We start from the raw sequence: 19949 nt of genomic DNA, 5'->3' as shown, positions 1-19949 counted from the left end.
TACCCCGAAGCATCATTCGTTGATCCATCCGCTCGCGTATGCCCGCAATGTGATTGATGAGCGGAACAGGCGTCAACGCTCCGGCTATCCCCATGCCGACTTGGTGAAGATGGAGGTCTACCGCGGTCAGCCTGTCGAAGAACATGAGCCGAAGCGGTACGCGTATACCCAGCAGGAGCTGTCTCGTTGGACTCGTGACGACCGCATCGATGTAATTTATCGGCCCCTGAAGTACACGATCGACCGCAACTCAGGCGTGATCCGCGGGATCCAGGAGAAGGGCGTCGACGTACTGTGTGCGCTAGCAGTCATACGAGCAGTCATGAACTCGAACATCGACCTGGTGATCCTGGCTACTCACGACAGCGACCTCGACCCTTGTCTGGAGGAAGCTGTGCAGATTGGCGGAACTGGAACCAGAGTTGAGACCACGGGATGGGCCAGCTCGCAGATCCGCACCCGGCAGGCGCCGAATGTTCACGGAAGAAAGCTTTGGCGTACGTTCCTCGACGAGGAGGCGTATAGACGATGCCTTGACCCGGACCGTTAGCCAGTCCAAGTCTGTCGTTTCGGCAAACTACGCTGTAGTCGGCTTGGGGAACCGTCGGGTCCCTGTTCTCCAGAAGGGCACCTTCGGGTGTTATAGCTCGTTTATCAGGATCCCTCCACCACGGGGAAGGCTGTCTTGGCACCGAAAAAGAATTCAGTCGTTCGCTTCTACGTTCAAGCGTCGGACGGGAGGCGCTCAGCCGAGTGGCGGGTATGGACCGGCAAAGATAACAACATCTCGGACGAGTTGTATGCGACGCCGAGGGCCCGAGCGGAGCACTTCAAGTTCAGCTTGCATTCGAACGGATATTCACAATTCGGATTCAGCGCATCGATCCGCGAGAGGCTCCGACCTGGCGACAGGGATGCGATCGCGAAGTGGAAGCGCACCGGTAGCGAGATCGTACCTAATTGGCGTGCATCGCTCGTGCTTCAGTTCCCGGCCTCACAACTCCGCCATCAGGCCGAAGCGCCCTCTAAGAGCGCTGTGGCGGTACATACGGACGCAACTCCAGGCACAACGACCTTCGTGACCCTGGCAGTAGGTGGTCCAGAGGCTCAGTCGAACGGTCTTGATCTTGTCAGTCTCTTGGATCGCAAGAACGGCGGCCACGTGGCGGTGATACAGCAGACCCTGCCGATCGATGTCGAGAAGGCACTCAACATCGAAGCTCGAATGCAACGCCGAATCCCCTTGGTGATTCCGGGGGTGGCCTTGGATCAATCCTTCGATTGGTTCGTCGATGTCATTAATGATGGCACCCGAGTGGTGACAGAGTTTGCGGTAGATCCGGAAAACGAGGACGTGCCGCTGCCGCCGCTGCCCGGATTCACTGGTCAAGTTCGACGATGGAAGTATGGCCCGGCCGAGTTTCGGCATCTTGAGTTGGCATGCGCAGTCTTCGTTTACCGTGCGGACGGCAGTGCTGAGCTGTTCGTCGATCAACACAGTCGATGTGATCACAGCGAACTTGGGCAAGACGCGGGGCGGCTTCTCCGCCAGGTGCAGGAGAGGAATATGGACGAGGAGTGGGGGCACCTCTCGGGCGGCGACCTCTACACACTGATCTCCACCAGACGAGTGCTTGAGGAGGCGGGAATTACTCGCGGTCTCCCGATCAAGAAGGGATAAGTTCTTGCTTCAACCCGGACCGTCCTCGTGCTGGTCCTGATCGATTAACAGGCTCAGGTTCACGGGATACGGAAAATACGGTCTCGCCTAGGAAAAGTGGTGGGACCGTATTCATCTCGTCGCGACTGGCTGCGCCGCCTGGCGGATACCGCTGCGGCCCATCACCACGCCGCGGAAGTCTTTTCTACGTCGGTACGTACCCCTCCGTGTCGTCGGACCACTCCCAAACGTGGCCGTCGTATGAGACCGGCCCGAACTCGTCATCAGGATCGACCGGTTCGGCATCGCCCGAGTCGATCAGATCGATCATCCGCGTAGCGTCGATCACCGCAGGTCTCGCCCCGTTGCCCGAGTCCAGCAGCGTTCCGGTCGCGGCGACCGCTGCCGCGATCGGGGTCGGTCGTGCCGCGATGTCGGCCGCGATCCACTCCCGCGCCCCCTCGAGCAGCGTGACCTGCACGGTCGGCGGTTCACAGCGCCCGTCGATACAGTCGCCGAACTCGTCGGAGTTGGCCGCCAGCCGTTGCAGAAGCGGGGTAAGTCCCGGGGAGTGGTGGGAATCGGCTGAGCGCATCCGGCCAGGTCCGCGGCGTGTCGCTCCCTCGCCGAGGGTGGGCCATCGCGTAGTGATCAACGAGTTACCTCTCACAGTGACTCACAGAAAGCAGCTACGCGATGACCCACGATCATTCTGCACTGCTCACCCAGCTCCACGCGCTCAAGGGCGCCGACAGCGCCAGCGTGTTCGCCGAACTGATCCGTACCGGCCTGCAGGCTCTGATCGAAGCCGAGGCCACCGACAAGCTCGGCGCCGGCCGCTACGAACGCACCGACACCCGGATAACGCACCGCAACGGACATCGAACGAAGACCGTGGCCACCACCAGCGGCGATGTCGAGGTCAAGATCCCCAAACTGCGGTCAGGATCGTTCTTCCCCTCCTTGCTGGAGCGACGCCGCCGCATCGACAAGGCCCTGTACGCAGTGGTCATGGAAGCCTACGTGCACGGCGTGTCGACCCGCAGCGTCGACGACCTGGTCGGCGCGTTGGGTGTCGGATCCGGGATCTCGAAGTCGGAGGTGTCGCGGATCTGCGCTGGTCTGGACACCGAGATCGCCCGGTTCCGCGAGCGCACGCTGACGCACACGAGCTTTCCGTACGTGTTTCTCGACGCCACCTTCTGCAAGGTCCGGGTCGGTGCGCACGTGGTGTCCCAGGCGTTGGTGGTGGCCACCGGAGTCTCGATCGACGGCACCCGCGAGGTACTCGGAACCGCCGTCGGGGACAGCGAATCCTACGAGTTCTGGCGCGAGTTCCTCACCAGCCTCAAGGCCCGTGGTCTGTCGGGGGTGCATCTGGTGATCTCCGATGCACACAGTGGCCTCAAAGCTGCTGTGATGCAGCAGTTCGCGGGTTCTTCGTGGCAGCGGTGCCGGGTGCATTTCATGCGCAACATTCGGGCGGCGGTGGCGGCCAAGCATGTGCCGCCGGTGATGGCGGCGGTCAAGACGATCTTCGCGCACACCGACCCGGACGCCGTCGCGGAGCAGTGGGATCAGGTCACCGACACCTTCTCCGGGTCGTTTCCGAAGGTCGCGGCGTTGATGGAAGCCGCCAAACACGATGTGCTGGCGTTCACCGCGTTCCCCAAGGCTCATTGGCAAAAGGTGTGGTCCAACAATCCCATTGAGCGGTTGAACAAGGAAATCAAGCGTCGAGCCGACGTCGTGGAGATTTTTCCGAACCCGGCGGCATTCCTCCGGTTGGCGACCGCGGTGGTCATCGAGCAGCACGACGAGTGGCAGGTCACCCGCCGGTATGTCTCGGATGTGAGCATGGACGAGCTCCGGGCGGTGATCGCCGCCAAACAGCACGCTACCGAACCGGCGTTGTCGTTGACCGGCTCGAGCGAAACAGCATAGTATCCAGCACGACTCGTTGATCACTACGTCTACTGCAGAGCCGATCCGAAGTCCACCACTCCCCGGGACTTACCCACGGTGCGCGTGATCGAAAAGCCACGCAGGCCGATACTGGCACACGGGGACGAATGAGAAACGAAAGCCACGGGCATGGACTGGACACGGCGTTGGGCACTCGAGGACGTCGAGACATTAGTTGTGATTTTGGCGTCGATCGTCGCCGAGGTACTCGATGATGTCCCCGCCGGCGTTGAGGTGCGGCATGTCACGCTGGCCGAGGACCTGCGGTGCCGCTACGAGCGCACCTGCCGGATGTTGGCTTCGGCCGTGAACGAAGCCCGCGAGATGGGCGTAGAGATTCCTCCCACGGCCGAATACGACCCGGGGCGGTCTTTTCGTGCCCTCCGGCCCCGCGAGTCGGCATTGAACTGACCTGGCATCCGGTAATGGAGACCGAGACGGGCAGTGCGTGGCAGACACCACCCACGCTGCCGCGCTGGTACGCCTCGATCGTGGACGGGTTGCTTCCGGATCTGGTGGTGGTGGCCTGCACCGCCGTATCGACGAGAGGATCGGGAGTACATGACTCATCCGACCGACTCGGAGCCGGCCCGGGAGCGGGAACGACCCGTCGTCGACAATCTCGATCGGTTCGCGGCGATGGTCGGCGAGGACGATCAGCTCGTCCCGCGGTACTTCGAGGGATCCGACATCGACGCCGAAACGGACCGAGCCCAGACTACGAAGCCGACATACTGCTGCCGGGATTGTCGGTGACCACCATCTCCCCCGCACCATGGTGGCCGCGGCGGGCGGCGGATGGGATCGTGCGCCGGATCCGCAGGTACGCCGAACTCGGGCGAAGAGCACAGACGTTTCGCCTGGCTGCTGCACGGCACGGTGGCCGATGTCGGACCGGACCACGAACCCCTCGTCGTCGATGTGCGACCGGTAGCCCGATTGAGCACCGATGTACTCGAGCAAGCGCACCGTTGTCTCGCGATCGGTTCCGTGTGGGGCGAGATTCGATGCAGTGCTCGTGACAGTCGAGCTGTGCGCGCGCCGCCCAGGTTGTACCCCTTTCGAGGACGAGCCCAGCCGTCGACTTGCTGCACTCGTGCACCTCCTGCCGTGACGGCACGGCGATCGCTCCGGGTTGTAGAGCGGCGTACCCGCCACGTCGTCAGCGGACAACGCCGATGGAAGCGTTTTCCCGATACCGCGGTGTTCTCCTTGGCGATTTTGATAGACAAGAAAGGCATCCGGGGCGTAGGCGTCTGGGGAAGAGACCGCTCCGTCCCGGATGCACCTTCTTGCTCAGGGCTCACGGATTGCCGGCGCCCCGCTGCGGTGCCGGCCGAGTTGCTGCCGGTCCGCTCCATCGACGTCGAGCCTCGAGCTGTAGGCATCCCTGCCGGTAGCCATGTGGCAACCGGACGGTGGACGATTGTCCGAGTCGCGCGTTCCGGTCGGTATGGAGTAGAAAGTCATCTACACCGAATGTGACCCAAATCATGTTTAGTGTGACGTGAAGGCACATTTGCGCAGGAAGGAGACCCGCGATCGAGAGGGATACGACGGACGCGCCGGTGGTGTCGGTGCACCCTTGCCGGGCCCTCGCTCGGTGACCGTGCCGACCCTCTCGCGATGCCACAGGCACCACACCACCCCACTCCGGAAGGACAGGCCATGATGAACCTCAACGTCGCTCTGCTGCTGCTCATCCTCATGGGGGGACTCGGCGCGGTCGCCGTCGTGCAGGCCGCGCTGACTCACCCGACCGACCGCCGCGGCCGCCGCATCGGGTTCCACCGTCATAGCTGAACACCACCAGTGGCCTATCCCGTCGGCATCCCCAACGACAGCAACACACCCCGGAGCAGGTTCGGTGGCCACGTGCCGGCGGTGCTGCGAGCGCAGTACCGCATCGAGGCCGCCGACGGGCTCGCGCCCCGGCGGTAGGCCCCGCACCGAGCGCGCACGCCTGCGGGTGGGTGGCTGCACGTGACGGCAGGCACCAGAGCAGAAGGGGGCCGGTCCGTCCCATCCCGACACGGTTGATTCGCAGGGGGAATCAACGCCGACGGAGGTGGACAGGACCGGCCCCGGGCGATCGCCGACTCGGTCGGATGCCGGCGTACGACTCCTTTCGGAAGGGTCACCGACGGACAGTCCGCCCCGCACCACCTCCTCCCCTACCGTTGCCCGCGGAGAGGAAGATGGTGGCTCGGCGTTCCTGCCCTCCCGGAGCGTGCCCCCGAAGTACGGTCCGGTGGGGACACTCCGCTTCGCCCCGTTACCTTTTTCGTAGTCCCGCACCGCGGGGCGACGGTCACCAAGTAGCGACCGGGCTGAGGATTACGTCAAGTTCGTGAGAATCACGCACTGTCAGGATGTCGAGAAGGGACAGTGATGGCACCGTCCGTGCTGCGGATGGACGGTCCGGTGGGCGCGTCCTCACCGCAAGGGCCCAGCTCGTGGTGGTTACCGTGCGGGTCATCCCCGATGCCGGCTGCAATCCGGGCATGAAATCCTCATGTGATGACCGACAAGGACGCGGGGGCCGAGTCCCCGCTGATCCCCGAGCCGACCCGGGCGGATCCGGCCACGGTGTTCTCCGCGCTGGCCGAGATCTTGTACAGCGGCTCCGACGCGAGCGAGGTGTACGCGGCGATCTGCGTCGCCGCTACCCTGCTGGTACCGGGTTGCGACCACGCCAGCGTGATGCTGCAGCAGCGCGAACAGTACGTCACCGTCGCCGCCACCGATGACATCGCCGCCCGCATCGACGCATTGGAGCGACGGCTCGGACAGGGCCCGTGCGTCGATGCGATCACCGAGAACATCCCGCAGATCGACCCGGATCTGCGCACCGCCTCCCACTGGCCCGAACTCGCCCGCGCGGTGGTCGAGACCACCCCGGTACGCGCAGTGATGGGTTTCCGGTTGGTCATCGACCAGCACAAGGTCGGTGCCTTGAACCTGTTCTCCACCACTCCGGGCGCGTTCACCACCGAGGCCGCCGCCCAGGCCGGTGTGCTCGCTGCCTTCGCGTCGGTGACCGCCACCGCGGTCAGCCGCGATCAGGACATCGCGTCTCTGCGAGCCGGGCTGCTCAGCAACCGCGAGATCGGCACCGCCGTCGGGCTGCTGATGGGACTGGAGAAGATGACCGCCGACGAGGCCTTCGACGCACTGCGCCGCACCTCCCAGCAGATGAACCTCAAAGTCGCCGACCTGGCCCGCACCCTGCTCGAGTGGCACGGCCGCGCCCAGAATCCCTGACGGTTCCGCGAAAGCGACTCGGCCGGCGGTCCGCCGAGTATCGCCCCGGCTCCGCCCGAACAGATTTTCTGGCATCGGCGCTCTCGCGGTCCGCAGCACCGCCGACAGCGGTGCGAAAAGCCCGGGTGTGCACCACCGAGCTTCCCGCCGGCCCACGCACACGGGGGAGGAATGCGCGGACCGAGCGGCCCCGTCACTCGAGGAGGGAGAACAAGCGGGGACTGCCGACAAACACATATGGACTTCGCCTCTCACGTTACATCCAGGCACGCATGATCCGCGGTCGTCGCGGAGGCAAGGGCCGATCCGCGGGGACGGTGCCACGGTGGCGCAGTCGTGGACATCGACACCCCGGGGAAGGGCCGCGGATCCGGGGAGCTCAAGGCCCGGCAGCGGTCACCTTGCAACGTCGTCGCTCGGTCACCGTCTGTGCGGGTGCAGCAGCATCATGACCTCACCGCGAGGTTCAGGGCTGTTGCCGAACACAGAGAACCATCCTGCGACCGACCCGGAGAATCGGTCCTGCCCTCGCAGCGGTCCTGTACTGGTAAAGGTCCTCGCGTCCTCGTCGACTGTCCCCTCTCGTCGAATCGAGCGATGACACAATCAGGCATCGACCTCGGGGGTATCGAGGAAGGGCGTGGTGGCGGTGGCACGCGGGGTGATCAGGTGGTTCAACGGTGACAAAGGCTTCGGCTTCATCGCTCCCGACGACGGCGGCGCCGATCTGTTCGTCGAGCACACCGACATCGAATGCAGTAACGTCCCCGTCTTCCAGGACGCCAAGCAGTGGAATTCGACGTGGGTGTGGGTCCCAAGGGGCGCCACGCCCGCCGGGTACGTCGGCTGTGAGTGACGCCCGAAGCACCGCGCTGCTCGATCCCGACGGCACCGTCCCGCGTCAGCCTTGTGAGCACCCTCGTGGCCGCGACGCTGCTCCACACCTGCCGTTGCCGGTGCGATGCCTGCGCCTCCAGGGGTCGTCAGAACAGAGCCTGCGCCGCGTCCAGGGCGGTTCGGTGCGTCTACGGCGGAACCGCACCGCACCTGGACGAAAGGCCGAAGAAATCCGTTCCCGAGTTGATCGTGCACAGTGTGAATAGACTGAATGAGAAACGAATGATCTTCTCGCGGGTTGTCTTCACCAGCGAGAAGCGCCGACGGGGTACGGCACATCCGGCGCAGGGGGCCGGAGACGCCGATCCGCCCCGTCGGCAGTGCCCGGAAGCGCATATTCCGCCCGGCGGCACGTGCGGGGGCGTAGGCTCGAGGTATCGGTGATCGCCTGTCCCCCCCTGCACAGACGATCACCGCCGCCGGGGGGCTTCGAGATCGGGCCACCTCGACGATGCCGGACCCCGTCGCCCATCCCCTGCTGGCGGCGGGGTCCGGGCGTTGTTCGCTCGACGAGTCTACGAGGGTTCCCTCGCATCACCGGCCGAGACCGCAATCGCCGAACTCGACGTCATCCCGGAGTGCACCGACGAACCCATCGAACTCGTCCCGGTCGAGGTCTCCGACGCGGACGGCACGGTGTTCGTCTCCCACCCGCATCACCATGAACGTCTCACCCAAGCCCCGCCGGTAACGAGCGATCAGGACGCCCGGGAACTGGATTTTCCGATCCACAGGATTCGGCTATTTCTCGGGGGTGGTCATCGCTTCTTCGAAGATCCTGGACGGCCAGTGGCAACGCTCGTCTACCGCTGGACAACCTCGCGTGGTACCCACGGCATGATGAGTCCGGCGAACAGTCGAGGAGCAACGGACGTCAGCCGGTGTGCGCTGGGGCCGCTGCGGTGGCGGACCATCGTCCCGCACGGCGCTCGACGACGATCGGATGTCCGAACGCGCGGGTGATCGTTTCCGAGGTCACGGTGTCTTCGACCGGTCCGCGGGCCACGACGGTGCCGTGGGCGAGGACGAGCGCATGGGTCGTCGAGACAGGAAGCTCTTCGAGGTGGTGGGTGACCAGCACCGAGGACAGCTCGGGTCGTAGTTGCCGTAGTTCGGCGAGCACGCCGAGAAGGATCTCGCGGGCCGCGAGATCGAGACCGGTGCTCGGTTCGTCGAGCAGCAGCAGATCCGGGTCGGTGACCAAGGCCCGCGCGATCAATGCCCGGCCCCGTTCTCCCTGTGACAGCACCGACCAGGGGCTGTCGGTGATCGCCCGCAGGCCGAGGATCGCGATCAGGTCCTCGGCCTTCTGGTGTTCGAGGACCGTAGGTTCGGCGCGGCGCGGCAGGGCGGTCGCCGCATACAGTCCGGTCAGCACTGCTTCCCGTACCGGGATGTAGGGGTCGATCCGGGTACGGGGGTCGACGTGACCGATGTGGGTGCGCAGCTCACGCATGTCGACGCGGCCGAGTCGGTGGCCGAGGACGTGCACCGTGCCGGTGGTCGGATGTGATTGTGCTCCGCACAGGGCGAGCAGCGTGGATTTGCCGGCGCCGTTGGGGCCCAGCACCGCCCAGTGCTGACCGGCGCGGATGTCGAGATCGACGTGGGCGACGAGTGCTCGGCCCTGGCGTACAACGCTGACGTCCTGAAGTCGCAGGACATAGGATTGGTCGTCGGCAGGCATGCGCTCCTCATTCACCGTTCCGCACTGTTGAAACACTCCAGAAGGCGGATAGCTTCGCGATTCTGTCAAAGTACCCGTTCAGTGAGAGCGAGAGCTTTTGGGTGTGTCGCCGACTGGTTCACCAGGGTTCGGGAACCCCGTACTCAGATTCTGATATGGCGGATACCGACTGAGGCTCGCCGGAGCTGATAGCGGACGGGGGACAAGCGGCCGTGTGTCGGGTGTAGGTTCGTGCGCGCCACAATGTGCTCCACAACGTCGTCGACGGTGCGATTATCCGTATCGACGTGTTCGGTGAATCGTTCTGTGGCGAGTGCGCTCACGCAACGGTCGATCTGGTGCATAGCCCAGGTTTCATCTCTTCCCGCGATGCGGCCCAGCCAGTAACCGGTGCGGGTCTGTAGCCGACGCCGGAGGGTGCCGGGTGACGCGACGAGGCAGAAGTGCCTGACGTCAATGCCCTCGGCGGACAGACCGGCCATGATCTCGTCGAAGTAGTCCGGGTTGACCAGTGTCATGGGCACGATCACCGGACCGTCGTGGGCAGCCACCGCGTCGGCCAGGGTCGCGACTACCGCTGCTCGCCACTGGGGTCGGTCCTGAAAGTCGCGTCGCGCGGAGGCCGGAAGCATTTTGTGGATCGCGAAGCCGATGAGTTCAGGATCGGCGACGTGAGAGCGAGGTACCCGTCGATGCAACTCGAATGCAGTCTGTGTCTTTCCCGCACCGAACGCACCGTTGATCCATACGAGCATTGCACCGAGCCTAGCGGGACGGCCGGTGCGTGTCGGTCCTGTTCTCCACGTGGCGAACAGTCGTGACTCAGGTGTCCTGCTTGGCGATCCCTAACCAGCACGGTTTTCGTGTGCCGGCTCAGGACTACCGTGCTTCCTCCTTGCGCCCGAGATCAGCTCATCTTCTTGGTCAGTGTTCGTCGCACGTGGAGGAGATGGGTACGCATGTGCTCGGCGGCAGCGTCGGGGTCACGATCTTTGATGGCCTCGAGGATCGCGGTGTGTTCGGCACAGTAGGCGTCGCGCGTGATGGTGCTGAAGGTGCGTTCCTTGAGGTTGCCCCAGATCGGTTGTTCTCGGCAGAGGATGAGATAGCGGCTGACGCCGATGAGGACTTCGTTGTGAGTCGCGGCAGCGAGGCCGTGATGAAAGCGGATGTCCCACTGTTCGAACTCCGCGGACGATGTCGCGTGTTGGCCGTGGCGGAGGATCTGTTCCAGTTCGGCGAGATCGGGGCCGGAGGCGGTAAGCACGACAGCCGACATGAGTGTCGGTTCGATCGTCAGTCGCGCCGCCATGATGTCGGCCGGGCTGGGGCTGCTCACGTCGAGGTTGGGATGTTGAGGCTGCGCGAGGAACGTCCCGCGGCCGACGTGCCGGGTTACCAGGCCGGTGTCGACGAGATGACGCATGGCTTCGCGGATCGCACCTCGACCGAGCCCTGTCGTGGCGGCAAGTTCGCGTTCGGTGGGGAGCCGATCGCCGGGGCGGTAAGCGCCGTCGTGGAGGAGCTGTTCGATATGGCGCAGTGCTTGCGCTGCTGTACCGACCGGGGTCATCGTCACCTCTCAAACCAATCCGAACCAAAAATACTCCAAGTTTTGCGAAAAAGCCTGCAAGAACATGTGTTGTGGGTCACATGACGTCCCGTTAACGTGGAATTTGCCACCGATTGCACCGATTGGTCGACATTGGTTCTACAGGAGGACTCCGTGCGTTTTTCCCGAATTCAGACTCCCGATGGCGCTCGCGTCTGTGTGATCGGTGACGACGGCACCCCCCGGCCGCTCACCTTCACTGATACCGGCGCGCCGGTGGAGTCGTTGCAGCAGATCATCGCCGGAGGTCGCGACGCGCTCTCACGCCTTGAAGCCGAGGACACTGCTACGGCCGGTGCGCTGCTGGCCCCGCTGACCCCGCACCGCAATATCTTCTGTGTCGGCCGCAACTACTCCGAGCACGCCGCCGAGTTCGCTCGCAGCGGTTTCGACGCCACCGACAACAACACCAACCCGATTCCCGAGTTCCCGGTGGTGTTCACCAAGCCGGCTGCCTCCGTGATCGCTTCCGGTGATCAGGTCGATCCGCACACCGACATCACCTCCACCCTCGACTACGAGGGTGAGATCGGTGTCATCATCGGCAAGCGCGCCTCGAAGGTGTCCAAGGCCGAGGCGATGGACTACGTCTGGGGCTACACGCTGATCAACGATGTCACCGCCCGTGACCTGCAGCATTCCCACAAGCAGTGGTTCATCGGCAAGTCACTCGACACCTTCTGCCCGATGGGACCGTGGGCGGTGTCCGCCGACGACATCGACATCACCGACCTCCAGTTGCAGACCCGCATCAACGGCGAACTGCGTCAGGACGCGAACACCGCCCAGCTCATCTTCGATGTGCCCACCATCATCGAAACCCTCTCTGCAGGAATCACCCTCGAACCCGGCGATGTGATCGCCACCGGAACCCCGGTCGGTGTGGGCATCGGCTTCGACCCGCCGAAGTACCTCGTCCCCGGCGACGAGATGGTCGTCTCCGCCCCGGGCCTGGGGGAACTGCGCAATGTCATCGGCGGCGCCGCGGCCCCCGAGCCGCTCACCCGCATCGGCTCACGCCGCCTGTTCATCGAGAAGACCGGGAACGGCCCGGCTGTCGTGCTCATCCATGGTCTGGGCGGTGCCAGCACGGTTTACGAACCGCAGGTACAGGCGCTGGCCGAGCAGCACACCGTGCTGCGTTACGACCTGTCCGGACACGGCCGGTCCCCGGTAGTCGGAGCGAACAGCATCGAGAACTGGGTCGACGAGCTCGCCGCGCTGCTCGATGCCGAAGGACTCGACCAGGTCGATCTCGTAGCGCACTCGATGGGCACCCTGATCGCCACCACATTCGCAGCCACCCACCCGGGCCGGGTCTCGCGTCTGGCGCTGCTGGGGCCGGTGCGCTCCCAGAACGAGCAGGCCCAGGCCGCAACCCGAGCACGCGCCCGCACCGTGCGCGAGGGCGGTATGCCGGCAGTGGCCGACACCATCGTCGCCGCTGCACTGTCCACGGAGACCAAGACCACTCGCCCGCTTGCGGTCACGGCGGTACGCGAGCTACTGCTCGGACAGGACCCGGACGGCTACGCCAACGCCTGCGAAGCCCTCGCCGCGGCCACCGAACCGAAGTTCACCGACATTGCCGTCCCTACTCTGCTGATCACCGGGGACGAGGACAAGGTCAGTCCCGTCGCAGTCAACGAGCAGCTGGCCGAGTCGATCACCGACTCGCGCCTCGAGATCCTCGACGGGGTCGGCCACTGGCACACCCTCGAGGACCCGAGCCGCGTCACCGCACTGCTCACCGAGTTCCTCAACCGCTGACCAGCACATACCCACAGCCAACCGACCGGCGCACGCCGGGGCGGGAGCCAACTCTGCCCTCCTGCGGATCGGCCCCGCCCCGGGCGCCACCCCCTCTTCCACGCCTTCCCGAAAGGAGGTGGACGCGATGTCCGCCACCGTGTTCACCAACGTCCGGATCTTCGACGCCACCGGCACCGACCCCTACACCGGTGACGTTCGCATCGTCGACGGCCGCATCGCCGAAATCACCGCCCACCCCGATTCGGTCGACCGCACCGGCGCCCGCGTCATCGACGGTGCCGGCAAATTCCTCATGCCGGCACTGTGCGACGCCCACACCCACTTCTCCTGGACCAACTCCGCCGACCTGCCGGGCCTGGGCACCATGGGCGTGGAAGAACACACCCTGCTCTCCGCCCGCTCCGCCCTGACCTACATCGACCACGGCTACACCATGTGCGTCGGCGCCGCCGCCGCCAAGCCCCGCCTGGATGTCGTCATCCGCAACGCCATCAACTCCGGACAGATCCCCGGCCCCCGCTATCTGGCGAACTGCCAGGAAATCGCCGTGACCGGCGGAGCGTTGGTCAACGGCATCACCGCCTTCGCCGACGGACCCGAAGAGATGCGCAAAGCCGTGCGCCACAACGTCGAACTCGGCGCTGATCTGGTCAAGCTGTCCATGTCGGGAGAGGACATCACCGGAAACCAGCACGCCAAGGACAACTACTTCTCCGACGAGGAAACCGCCGCCGCCGTCACCGAGGCCCACCGCCGCGGCCTGCGAGTGTGTAGCCACGCCCGCTCCGGCGAAAGCGTGAAGATGTCCCTGCGCAACGGCGTCGACATCATCTACCACGCCTCCTTCACCGACGAAGAAGGCCTGGACATGATGGAAGAGCAGAAAGACCGCATCTTCGTCGCACCCGGCATCAACTGGCTCGTCGCCACCCTCGAAGACGCCGCCGAATTCGGATACCCCCCGGAGGCAGCCGAAGCAGCCGGCTACCGTCACGAACTCGAATGCGCCATCGAAGGACTCAAGAAGATGAAGGCCCGCGGAATCCGCGTTCTTCCCGGCGGCGACTACGGATTCGCGTGGACCCCGCATGGCACCTACGCCCGCGACCTCGCCCACTTCGTGAATCTGCTCGACTTCAGCCCCAAGGACGCCTTGCTGTCGGCGACCAAACTCGGCGGTGAAATCATGCGAATGGGAGATGAACTCGGCCAGATCCGCCCCGGTTACTACGCCGACCTGATCCTCATCGACGGAGATCCCTTGGCTGACATCACGGTCCTGCAGAACAAGGACCGCATCGTCGCCATCATGAAGGAAGGTGTCTTCCACAAGGATCCCGGTACCGGAGTCGAACGCGGCATCCGCGAGGTCGACGAAATCCACCACGGCAGCCCCGTCCCTGCCTGAGGTCACCGCATGCTTCCCCGGTCCGTCGAGTGTGGGCCGGGGAACAGCGGTGCAGACGACGGACTCCGACAGCGCGTCACAGTGCTCCACTGTGGCCGTGGACAGCGGCCATGCACCTCTCCCGTGAAGGACCTCTATGTGCAATCTCATTCACCAGGCCCACCAACACTCATTGTCGCGGCGCGGCTTGCTGGCCGGCATGATGGCCGTGGGTGCCGCGACCGCTCTCACCGGGTGTTCATCCGCTGCATCCTCCGGGCCTGCGCAGACCCCTTCAGCCACCTTCGATTACGTCCGACAGGCGCGCTCATATCGCACACGGGCCGTGCTGCTCGGGACCGCCGGCGGGCCGATGACCTGGCTCCCCGCGCACAACGGCACCGATCAACCCCGTCACGGTATTGCCACCGCGGTCGTTGTCGGTGATGCGTTCTACCTGGTGGATTGCGGGATGGGCGTTGCCATCAACTCCGCAAAGCACAACTCGGCCGAGACGGCGATTTTCACGGCTACGAGGGACTCCGCGGGATCTTTCTCACCCACTTGCACTCGGACCACACCATGGACTACTTCAACATCGTGTTGTCCGGGTGGTACCACGGTCTGCCCGGACCTGAACCGATCGGCGTCTACGGCCCAGGAGACCGCGGGGCGCTTCCGGCTGTCACCGGCCCCGAGGACGTTGCGGTAGTCAATCCCGACAATCCCACTCCCGGCACCGTCGACATGACCGCCTATCTCACCCAGGCCTACGCCACCGACATCAACGACCGCCTCCGCGATTCCGGCAAGCCGTCCCTCGAGCACATGATCCGTGCGCGCGACATCGACATCCCCGCTGCGGTCGCAGCCCGTCCCAACGACAATCAGTTTCCCGAGATGGACCCCTTCGTCGTCATGGAAGACGACCGCGTCAAGGTCAGCGCCACCCTGGTCGATCACGGCGCTGTCTACCCGGCCTTCGCGTTCCGATTCGACACCGACGACGGATCCATCACCTTCTCCGGTGACACCGCACCCAGCCCGAACCTGGTCCGTCTCGCACGCGACACCGACATCCTCGTCCATGAAGTCATCGACGCCGACTGGGTGAGAGCACTGTACGGCGAACCGCCCTACAGTCCCGATGAGGAAGGATTCATCGAACACCTGCTCCACTCACACACCACCATCGAACAGGTCGGCCCCGTCGCCGAACAAGCCGGCGCGAAGACACTCGTCCTGTCGCACCTGGCCCCGGGAAACAACCCCAGCGAGCGATGGCAGGCGGCCTCCGCCGGATACTCCGGAGAACTCATCATCGGCGAAGACCTGATGGAAATCGGCATCGGAGCCCGCACCAACTGACCACCGGCTTCATGCGGTGTACCCGCCGGGCCCACGCCCGAGTGATCTTGCCCGGATTCCTCCCTGGCTCCTCCGGTGTCGCAGGAGGACCACCACCACAGCTATCCGGACAGAACCTCGCCTTATCCAGTCACTCGCCCCGAACCCGTACCCCTATACGACTTCGAAAGGTCACACGATGACCGTCGACGACGAGATGGTCGACCTGGCCCTGCGCTGGCGGCAGTGGAACGGCGCACCCGAAGGAGAGATCTTCGTTCACTTCGGTGTCCACGCCGACGAATACTATCGACGCCTGTCCCACGCCATCGAACACGATCCCCGACTGACCACGGATCTGCGCTCGGACTTGCGGCGCCTGTGCCGACTGCGTCTCGCACCACCGCCACGCCCACACCGCACGTCCACCGCACCTCACCCCACCTCGCACCATGAGTGAGTACATCGGTACCCAGTACACGTGGCGCTTCCACGCACGCTGCACCGACTTCGACGTCGATACCTTCTTCGGTCCCCCACGGAAAGCCACGGGGTCCGGATCAGACGCGAGCGCATGGCCCGACGAATCTGCTCGCGCTGTCCCGTCCTCGAGTCCTGCCGACGTTTTGCGGTGGAAACCGGTCAACCGCACGGTATCTGGGGTGGGCTGACGGAATCCGAGCGTCGCAATCTCGGACGAGATCGACAGAGCGCATGAGTGCAGCGCTCCTGTTCGTCGTCACCATCGCGGTCATGACCGGTGCCGCTTTGCAACGGCTCAGCGGTACCGGACTCGCGCTCGTCACCGCGCCGATTCTGTCCGTTCTGCTCGGTCCCGTCTCCGGTGTCCTGACCGTCAACCTGTGCAGCGTCATCTCTGCGGCCATGCTTCTGCCGGTGGTACGCGCAGAGATCGCGTGGTCGAAATATCGCCTGCTCGCCCCCGCCGCACTCGTTGGCGCCGTACCCGGAGCCTGGCTGGCCGTTTCGCTCCCGACCCGGATGAACGCCACCGCGGGGGTGGCCACACCCGCTCTGATGGTCTACGCCCTGGCCAGCCGGTGGCCGCATCGCAGCTTCGCCGCGACCCTGCAACCGTTCTTCCTCACCGTCGCCACCGGATCCCTGCTCCTCAAGCTCCCCACGGCCGATTTCAGCGCTCTCTCGTGGTCGGTCCTCGCTGCCGCGGTGTTCGCACTCCCCACCGGCATCGCTGTCGCCGGCTTCCTGCGTCACAAAGTCGATGCCGACCGTGCCCGCCGATTGGCCATCATCTTGGCCTACCTCGGAGCACTCGCTGCCATTGTCCGCGCGGTCCTCATCGGTTGATCACTTGCGCCATGCTCCCGGCGAGACACCGTGTACCTGGCGGAAGCGACGATTGAAGTACGCCGGATCCCGAAATCCCACCCGTCGAGCAATCGCTTCTACCGGAAGGTCGGTGTGGGACAACAGCAATCGCGCCTCTACCATCCGACGTTCGGTGATCCACTCGCCGATCGTCCGACCCGTCCGCTCCCGCACCACTGTGGTCAGATGACCGGGCGACATCCCCACCGCCTCGGCTACATCCCGGGCGGACAACTCCTGCGCGAAATGCTTTTCGATCACACCGAACGCATCCGCCAGCACCGGCTCCTGCCGATGCCGTAGCTCCCCCTCGACATCACCGGCCAGTCGCGCAACCTCGAGCAACACCAGCAGCAGATAGGCCCGCACCGCCAAATCACTGCCTGCGCGAAGGCCACGAAACTCCGCTTCGAGGCCCTGCAGCAAACTCTCCCACCGTGGCCGGTCGGCTTCTTCGACATGGAACAGGCCGGCCTCCGTGCTCGACTCCGCCGCCAGAAACGGGCTGAGCAGCGGGTTCGACCGCCACAACTGCAACGATTGGCCGAGCCCGGTCATCCCTTCGAGCACCGTCGGAGAAAACTCCACGGCCCACCCGGTGGCAGCGTCCACCATCGACAAATCGTGCACCACGCCCGGAGGGAGAAGCACGACATCGCCGGGTGCCACAGGCAGCATCCGGTTCATCACCATGTGTGGGCCCGAACCGGACCGGAAGTACAACAACTCGAGATCGTTGTGGCCGTGCGGACCCGTCTGTACCCGCGGATTCGCCGCCTCCACCGACTGCACGTCGATCGCCGCCGACCGGGAACTGTGACCTTGGGCCTCGAACATCAACACTCGAGAGTCCTGCATACTCTCTACCCCTCAATATGGTGGCCGATCGCGCATTGTACCGGGGACAGCCACCCAAGATTAGTTCAGCCGTCTACCCGCTTCGAGTAAACCGGGTTCAAGACAGACTGATCGAGTACGCGGAGTCCCCGACGATCGGATCTACACCGACAAGGGCTACACCGGGCGCAACCGACATCGGCCCGGTCTGCGCGAAGCTCTCGCCATCTGCCGGGAAGGCGACATTTTGGTCATCGCCAAAGTCGATCGCCTCGGCCGCATCGCATGAGGTGGACTTCCAGCAAAACCTTCAGGTCAAACGCAAGCCAACATTGCTCCATTTGCTTCGCTCAGCTTTCCAGTGGAACCCGTATCGAGTGCGCTCACTCTCTGTGCGGTCTTCTGCGTGTCTTGCTCAGGAACGGTCCCGTGAGATGCCTGTGCTGTTTGAAGATCCTCAAACAGCACACCTTGAAACGGTCCGGCACCCGATCGTGTCCTGCGGAAGGTGCCGTCCGAGCGTACTGTTTAACCGTCCTGCATGTCGGTCTCGTATAGCTGACCCACACAGCACGATCGTCATCTCATGGACGGAATCCTGATCGGCTATGCCCGATGCAGCACCGCGGGCCAAGATCTGCGAGCGCAACGCACAGCCCTCAAACGCCTCGGATTCCCCGACGAGCGGATCTACACCGACAAGGGCTACACCGGCCACAATCGACACCGGCCCGGTCTGCGCGAAGCACTCGCCGCCTGCCGCGAAGGCGACACCCTCGTCGTCACCAAACTCGACCGCCTCGGTCGCTCCGCCGTTGACCTCCGGGCGATCGCCGACAAACTCGAAGCCAAAGGCACCCGGCTGAGCATCGGTGGCTCTGTTCACGACCCGACCGATCCCACCGGCAAACTCTTCTTCGGCATGTTGTCGCTGATGGTCGAGTTCGAATCCGACCTCATCCGAGTCCGCACCCGCGAAGGCATGGCCGAAGCGAAGAAGGCCGGCCGACTCAAAGGCAAGCAACCGAAGCTGTCCGCCTTGCAGCGCAAACGCCTGCTCGCCGACTACGAATCCGGCGAGTACACCGCAGCTCAGCTCTGCGAGATCAGCGGCCTGTCGCGTTCCGCGATGTACGCCACCTTGCGCCGAGCCCGAGAAGAAGTCGCACTCTCCCGCCCCTGATCGTCCAGGACGCCGGGCCCGCAAGCTGACACGGCACTAGATGTACCCAGCCAGGACATTGGTGGCAGGCGTGTCGGTGCGTCGGTGCAGAATCACCATCTGACGCCGAGCTGACTTCGGTCGCCACCGGTTCAGTAGTCAGCTCCGAAAAGGGGTCTCGCTTATCTCAACCTCCACGTCATTGAAGGACAACTGCCGCAGCATTCTCTTCACCGATACCGCTCGAAGCTGCCGGTCAGGACTTGGACCCACCCACACCGATTTGGAAATCAAACCCTTATACAAAGGGCCTTTATCCGGGTCCTTCAGGGAGTAAGGAGTGAACCGAAGCGGCAGATACGGGATCAACATGCCTTGAACCGACACACGGAACAGGCACCGAGTGAACGTCTCCCCAAGTGAGACAAACAGACGCCACTCCTGCTCTTCTTCAAACGATGGGTGCTTGAACTGAGCAAGGCACTCAAGGGCTAGGCGAAGAGCCGAGGGACGATTCTCCGGGTCGACGATCTTCCTGGCCTGGCGCTGGATGAAACTCTCATCGACCTTGTACTGCACAGGAGCGAGCTCTGCGCCCCCCAGGAATGGGGTCCCAAAGTTCGCCAGTGCTTGCTCCATGACAGGCACCAGGAAATTCCTAAGCACCTCCGTGGGGAATTCAATGGAGTACCCATTGGCTCCGTATCCTCGCCACTGGCTAAGAAGATCCGGCTCCTTACAAAAACTCGTCACGTAGGCCGAGTGAGTGGTCGCGTTGTCTTCGGGGTCGAGGAAGTTTCCTTCGCCGATACGCTCAGCGAGCTCGTCGATGAGCTTCGCATGGTCAGCATCGGAACGATCTACCAGATCGCGCATCGCATCCGCGAGGGGTCAAGTCCCAGGTAGTGGTGTATCGCCTGTGATCCTTCGTAGGGGTTAGGCGCTGAGTTCGAGGACGGGGTCGGTGCTCACCTCCGTCGTCGTGTCGGTCACTGGAGCGAGTCGGCA

22 protein-coding genes and 3 pseudogenes are annotated in these 19949 nt (G+C 64.2%); 18 read left to right on the top strand and 7 right to left on the bottom strand.

The features are described 5' to 3' along the window. Both K3M35_RS24345 and K3M35_RS24340 read left to right on the top strand, forming a co-directional pair. Positions 1-550 (top strand): NYN domain-containing protein (locus K3M35_RS24345; RefSeq protein WP_220667133.1); only part of this gene is annotated, 550 nt, incomplete at its 5' end. Positions 551-685: 135 nt separating this feature from the next. Next, positions 686-1681 carry a hypothetical protein gene (locus tag K3M35_RS24340; RefSeq protein WP_138846297.1) on the top strand — a complete coding sequence of 332 codons (996 nt, stop codon included), beginning with the start codon at positions 686-688 and terminating at the stop codon, positions 1679-1681. 184 nt (positions 1682-1865) lie between these two features. Here the strand turns inward: K3M35_RS24340 and K3M35_RS24335 are convergent, their stop codons facing one another. Further along, the gene (locus K3M35_RS24335; RefSeq protein ID WP_259444427.1) at positions 1866-2255 is read right to left on the bottom strand and encodes a hypothetical protein; all 390 of its coding nucleotides are present in this window, start codon (positions 2253-2255) and stop codon (positions 1866-1868) included. A gap of 101 nt (positions 2256-2356) precedes the next feature. Here K3M35_RS24335 and K3M35_RS24330 point away from each other — a divergent pair, with 101 nt between their 5' ends. The 8 genes and pseudogenes from K3M35_RS24330 to K3M35_RS24305 all read left to right on the top strand — a co-directional run bounded on the left by K3M35_RS24330 (position 2357) and on the right by K3M35_RS24305 (position 7741). Beyond that, positions 2357-3604: an IS256 family transposase gene (locus K3M35_RS24330; RefSeq protein WP_024100149.1), complete on the top strand. Its 1248-nt coding sequence runs from the start codon at positions 2357-2359 to the stop codon at positions 3602-3604. A gap of 150 nt (positions 3605-3754) precedes the next feature. Further along, positions 3755-4036 carry a hypothetical protein gene (locus tag K3M35_RS24325; RefSeq protein ID WP_138846302.1) on the top strand — a complete coding sequence of 94 codons (282 nt, stop codon included), beginning with the start codon at positions 3755-3757 and terminating at the stop codon, positions 4034-4036. Positions 4037-4186: 150 nt separating this feature from the next. Further along, a complete protein-coding gene (locus K3M35_RS26450) occupies positions 4187-4381 on the top strand; it encodes a hypothetical protein (RefSeq protein ID WP_138846303.1) in 195 nt (64 codons plus the stop codon). Further along, positions 4372-5110: pseudogene (locus K3M35_RS26440) on the top strand (DUF6098 family protein). Before K3M35_RS26450 ends, K3M35_RS26440 begins: the two are co-directional and overlap by 10 nt. A gap of 141 nt (positions 5111-5251) precedes the next feature. Further along, positions 5252-5428, top strand: coding sequence for a hypothetical protein (locus K3M35_RS24315; RefSeq protein WP_175428184.1), 177 nt, complete (start codon positions 5252-5254; stop codon positions 5426-5428). 9 nt (positions 5429-5437) lie between these two features. Next, on the top strand, positions 5438-5566 hold the full coding sequence (locus K3M35_RS26435) for a hypothetical protein (RefSeq protein WP_259444425.1): 129 nt from the start codon (positions 5438-5440) through the stop codon (positions 5564-5566). Between the two features lie 579 nt (positions 5567-6145). Beyond that, positions 6146-6889 carry a GAF and ANTAR domain-containing protein gene (locus K3M35_RS24310; protein WP_220667132.1) on the top strand — a complete coding sequence of 248 codons (744 nt, stop codon included), beginning with the start codon at positions 6146-6148 and terminating at the stop codon, positions 6887-6889. Positions 6890-7538: 649 nt separating this feature from the next. Further along, positions 7539-7741 (top strand): annotated as a pseudogene (locus K3M35_RS24305) (cold-shock protein). Positions 7742-8320: 579 nt separating this feature from the next. Here the strand turns inward: K3M35_RS24305 and K3M35_RS24300 are convergent. From K3M35_RS24300 to K3M35_RS24285, 4 genes are all read right to left on the bottom strand, one after another. Then, a complete protein-coding gene (locus K3M35_RS24300; RefSeq protein ID WP_220667131.1) occupies positions 8321-8464 on the bottom strand; it encodes a hypothetical protein in 144 nt (47 codons plus the stop codon). Between the two features lie 196 nt (positions 8465-8660). Continuing rightward, on the bottom strand, positions 8661-9473 hold the full coding sequence (locus K3M35_RS24295) for an ABC transporter ATP-binding protein (protein ID WP_220667130.1): 813 nt from the start codon (positions 9471-9473) through the stop codon (positions 8661-8663). Between the two features lie 143 nt (positions 9474-9616). Continuing rightward, positions 9617-10228, bottom strand: a complete 612-nt coding sequence (locus K3M35_RS24290) for an AAA family ATPase (RefSeq protein WP_220667129.1) — start codon at positions 10226-10228, stop codon at positions 9617-9619. Between the two features lie 152 nt (positions 10229-10380). Next, positions 10381-11046, bottom strand: a complete 666-nt coding sequence (locus K3M35_RS24285; protein ID WP_220667128.1) for a FadR/GntR family transcriptional regulator — start codon at positions 11044-11046, stop codon at positions 10381-10383. Between the two features lie 153 nt (positions 11047-11199). On the opposite strand from K3M35_RS24285, the gene K3M35_RS24280 reads away from it, so the two are divergent. The 6 genes from K3M35_RS24280 to K3M35_RS24255 all read left to right on the top strand — a co-directional run bounded on the left by K3M35_RS24280 (position 11200) and on the right by K3M35_RS24255 (position 16921). Then, a complete protein-coding gene (locus K3M35_RS24280) occupies positions 11200-12855 on the top strand; it encodes an alpha/beta fold hydrolase (RefSeq protein ID WP_220667127.1) in 1656 nt (551 codons plus the stop codon). Between the two features lie 127 nt (positions 12856-12982). Further along, on the top strand, positions 12983-14266 hold the full coding sequence (locus tag K3M35_RS24275; protein ID WP_220667126.1) for an amidohydrolase family protein: 1284 nt from the start codon (positions 12983-12985) through the stop codon (positions 14264-14266). Positions 14267-14827: 561 nt separating this feature from the next. Then, the gene (locus tag K3M35_RS24270) at positions 14828-15613 is read left to right on the top strand and encodes an MBL fold metallo-hydrolase (RefSeq protein WP_220667125.1); all 786 of its coding nucleotides are present in this window, start codon (positions 14828-14830) and stop codon (positions 15611-15613) included. A gap of 178 nt (positions 15614-15791) precedes the next feature. Continuing rightward, on the top strand, positions 15792-16052 hold the full coding sequence (locus tag K3M35_RS24265) for a hypothetical protein (RefSeq protein WP_220667124.1): 261 nt from the start codon (positions 15792-15794) through the stop codon (positions 16050-16052). A gap of 114 nt (positions 16053-16166) precedes the next feature. Further along, positions 16167-16310: a WhiB family transcriptional regulator gene (locus tag K3M35_RS24260; RefSeq protein ID WP_220667123.1), complete on the top strand. Its 144-nt coding sequence runs from the start codon at positions 16167-16169 to the stop codon at positions 16308-16310. Continuing rightward, positions 16307-16921 (top strand): hypothetical protein, encoded by a 615-nt coding sequence (locus tag K3M35_RS24255; protein WP_220667122.1) that lies wholly within the window; start codon positions 16307-16309, stop codon positions 16919-16921. The genes K3M35_RS24260 and K3M35_RS24255 overlap by 4 nt, the downstream gene beginning before the upstream one ends. On the opposite strand, the gene K3M35_RS24250 is transcribed toward K3M35_RS24255, so the two are convergent. Further along, a complete protein-coding gene (locus K3M35_RS24250) occupies positions 16922-17779 on the bottom strand; it encodes an AraC family transcriptional regulator (protein WP_259444428.1) in 858 nt (285 codons plus the stop codon). A gap of 130 nt (positions 17780-17909) precedes the next feature. On the opposite strand from K3M35_RS24250, the pseudogene K3M35_RS24245 reads away from it, so the two are divergent. Then, positions 17910-18068 (top strand): annotated as a pseudogene (locus K3M35_RS24245) (recombinase family protein); the annotation flags it as partial. Positions 18069-18365: 297 nt separating this feature from the next. Next, positions 18366-18962 (top strand): recombinase family protein, encoded by a 597-nt coding sequence (locus K3M35_RS24240; protein ID WP_220667121.1) that lies wholly within the window; start codon positions 18366-18368, stop codon positions 18960-18962. Positions 18963-19100: 138 nt separating this feature from the next. On the opposite strand, the gene K3M35_RS24235 is transcribed toward K3M35_RS24240, so the two are convergent. Next, positions 19101-19817 (bottom strand): DUF2971 domain-containing protein, encoded by a 717-nt coding sequence (locus K3M35_RS24235; RefSeq protein ID WP_220667120.1) that lies wholly within the window; start codon positions 19815-19817, stop codon positions 19101-19103. Between the last annotated feature and the right edge of the window lie 132 nt (positions 19818-19949).

Source organism: Rhodococcus sp. DMU2021, assembly GCF_019641445.1.
GTDB classification, from domain to species: Bacteria; Actinomycetota; Actinomycetes; order Mycobacteriales; family Mycobacteriaceae; genus Rhodococcus; species Rhodococcus pyridinivorans.
Note: the sequence above shows the minus strand (reverse complement) of the source record. Positions and strands in the feature narration are given on the sequence as shown.

Bases quoted from the DNA above. Each gene is read 5' to 3' on its own strand.
- K3M35_RS24335 (WP_259444427.1), bottom strand. From the start codon at position 2,255: ATGCGCTCAGCCGATTCCCACCACTCCCCGGGACTTACCCCGCTTCTG.
- K3M35_RS24330 (WP_024100149.1), top strand. From the start codon at position 2,357: ATGACCCACGATCATTCTGCACTGCTCACCCAGCTCCACGCGCTCAAG.
- K3M35_RS24325 (WP_138846302.1), top strand. From the start codon at position 3,755: ATGGACTGGACACGGCGTTGGGCACTCGAGGACGTCGAGACATTAGTT.
- K3M35_RS26450 (WP_138846303.1), top strand. From the start codon at position 4,187: ATGACTCATCCGACCGACTCGGAGCCGGCCCGGGAGCGGGAACGACCC.
- K3M35_RS24315 (WP_175428184.1), top strand. From the start codon at position 5,252: ATGCCACAGGCACCACACCACCCCACTCCGGAAGGACAGGCCATGATG.
- K3M35_RS24310 (WP_220667132.1), top strand. From the start codon at position 6,146: ATGACCGACAAGGACGCGGGGGCCGAGTCCCCGCTGATCCCCGAGCCG.
- K3M35_RS24295 (WP_220667130.1), bottom strand. From the start codon at position 9,473: ATGCCTGCCGACGACCAATCCTATGTCCTGCGACTTCAGGACGTCAGC.
- K3M35_RS24290 (WP_220667129.1), bottom strand. From the start codon at position 10,228: ATGCTCGTATGGATCAACGGTGCGTTCGGTGCGGGAAAGACACAGACT.
- K3M35_RS24285 (WP_220667128.1), bottom strand. From the start codon at position 11,046: ATGACCCCGGTCGGTACAGCAGCGCAAGCACTGCGCCATATCGAACAG.
- K3M35_RS24275 (WP_220667126.1), top strand. From the start codon at position 12,983: ATGTCCGCCACCGTGTTCACCAACGTCCGGATCTTCGACGCCACCGGC.
- K3M35_RS24270 (WP_220667125.1), top strand. From the start codon at position 14,828: ATGGACTACTTCAACATCGTGTTGTCCGGGTGGTACCACGGTCTGCCC.
- K3M35_RS24265 (WP_220667124.1), top strand. From the start codon at position 15,792: ATGACCGTCGACGACGAGATGGTCGACCTGGCCCTGCGCTGGCGGCAG.
- K3M35_RS24260 (WP_220667123.1), top strand. From the start codon at position 16,167: ATGGCCCGACGAATCTGCTCGCGCTGTCCCGTCCTCGAGTCCTGCCGA.
- K3M35_RS24255 (WP_220667122.1), top strand. From the start codon at position 16,307: ATGAGTGCAGCGCTCCTGTTCGTCGTCACCATCGCGGTCATGACCGGT.
- K3M35_RS24250 (WP_259444428.1), bottom strand. From the start codon at position 17,779: ATGTTCGAGGCCCAAGGTCACAGTTCCCGGTCGGCGGCGATCGACGTG.
- K3M35_RS24240 (WP_220667121.1), top strand. From the start codon at position 18,366: ATGGACGGAATCCTGATCGGCTATGCCCGATGCAGCACCGCGGGCCAA.
- K3M35_RS24235 (WP_220667120.1), bottom strand. From the start codon at position 19,817: ATGCGCGATCTGGTAGATCGTTCCGATGCTGACCATGCGAAGCTCATC.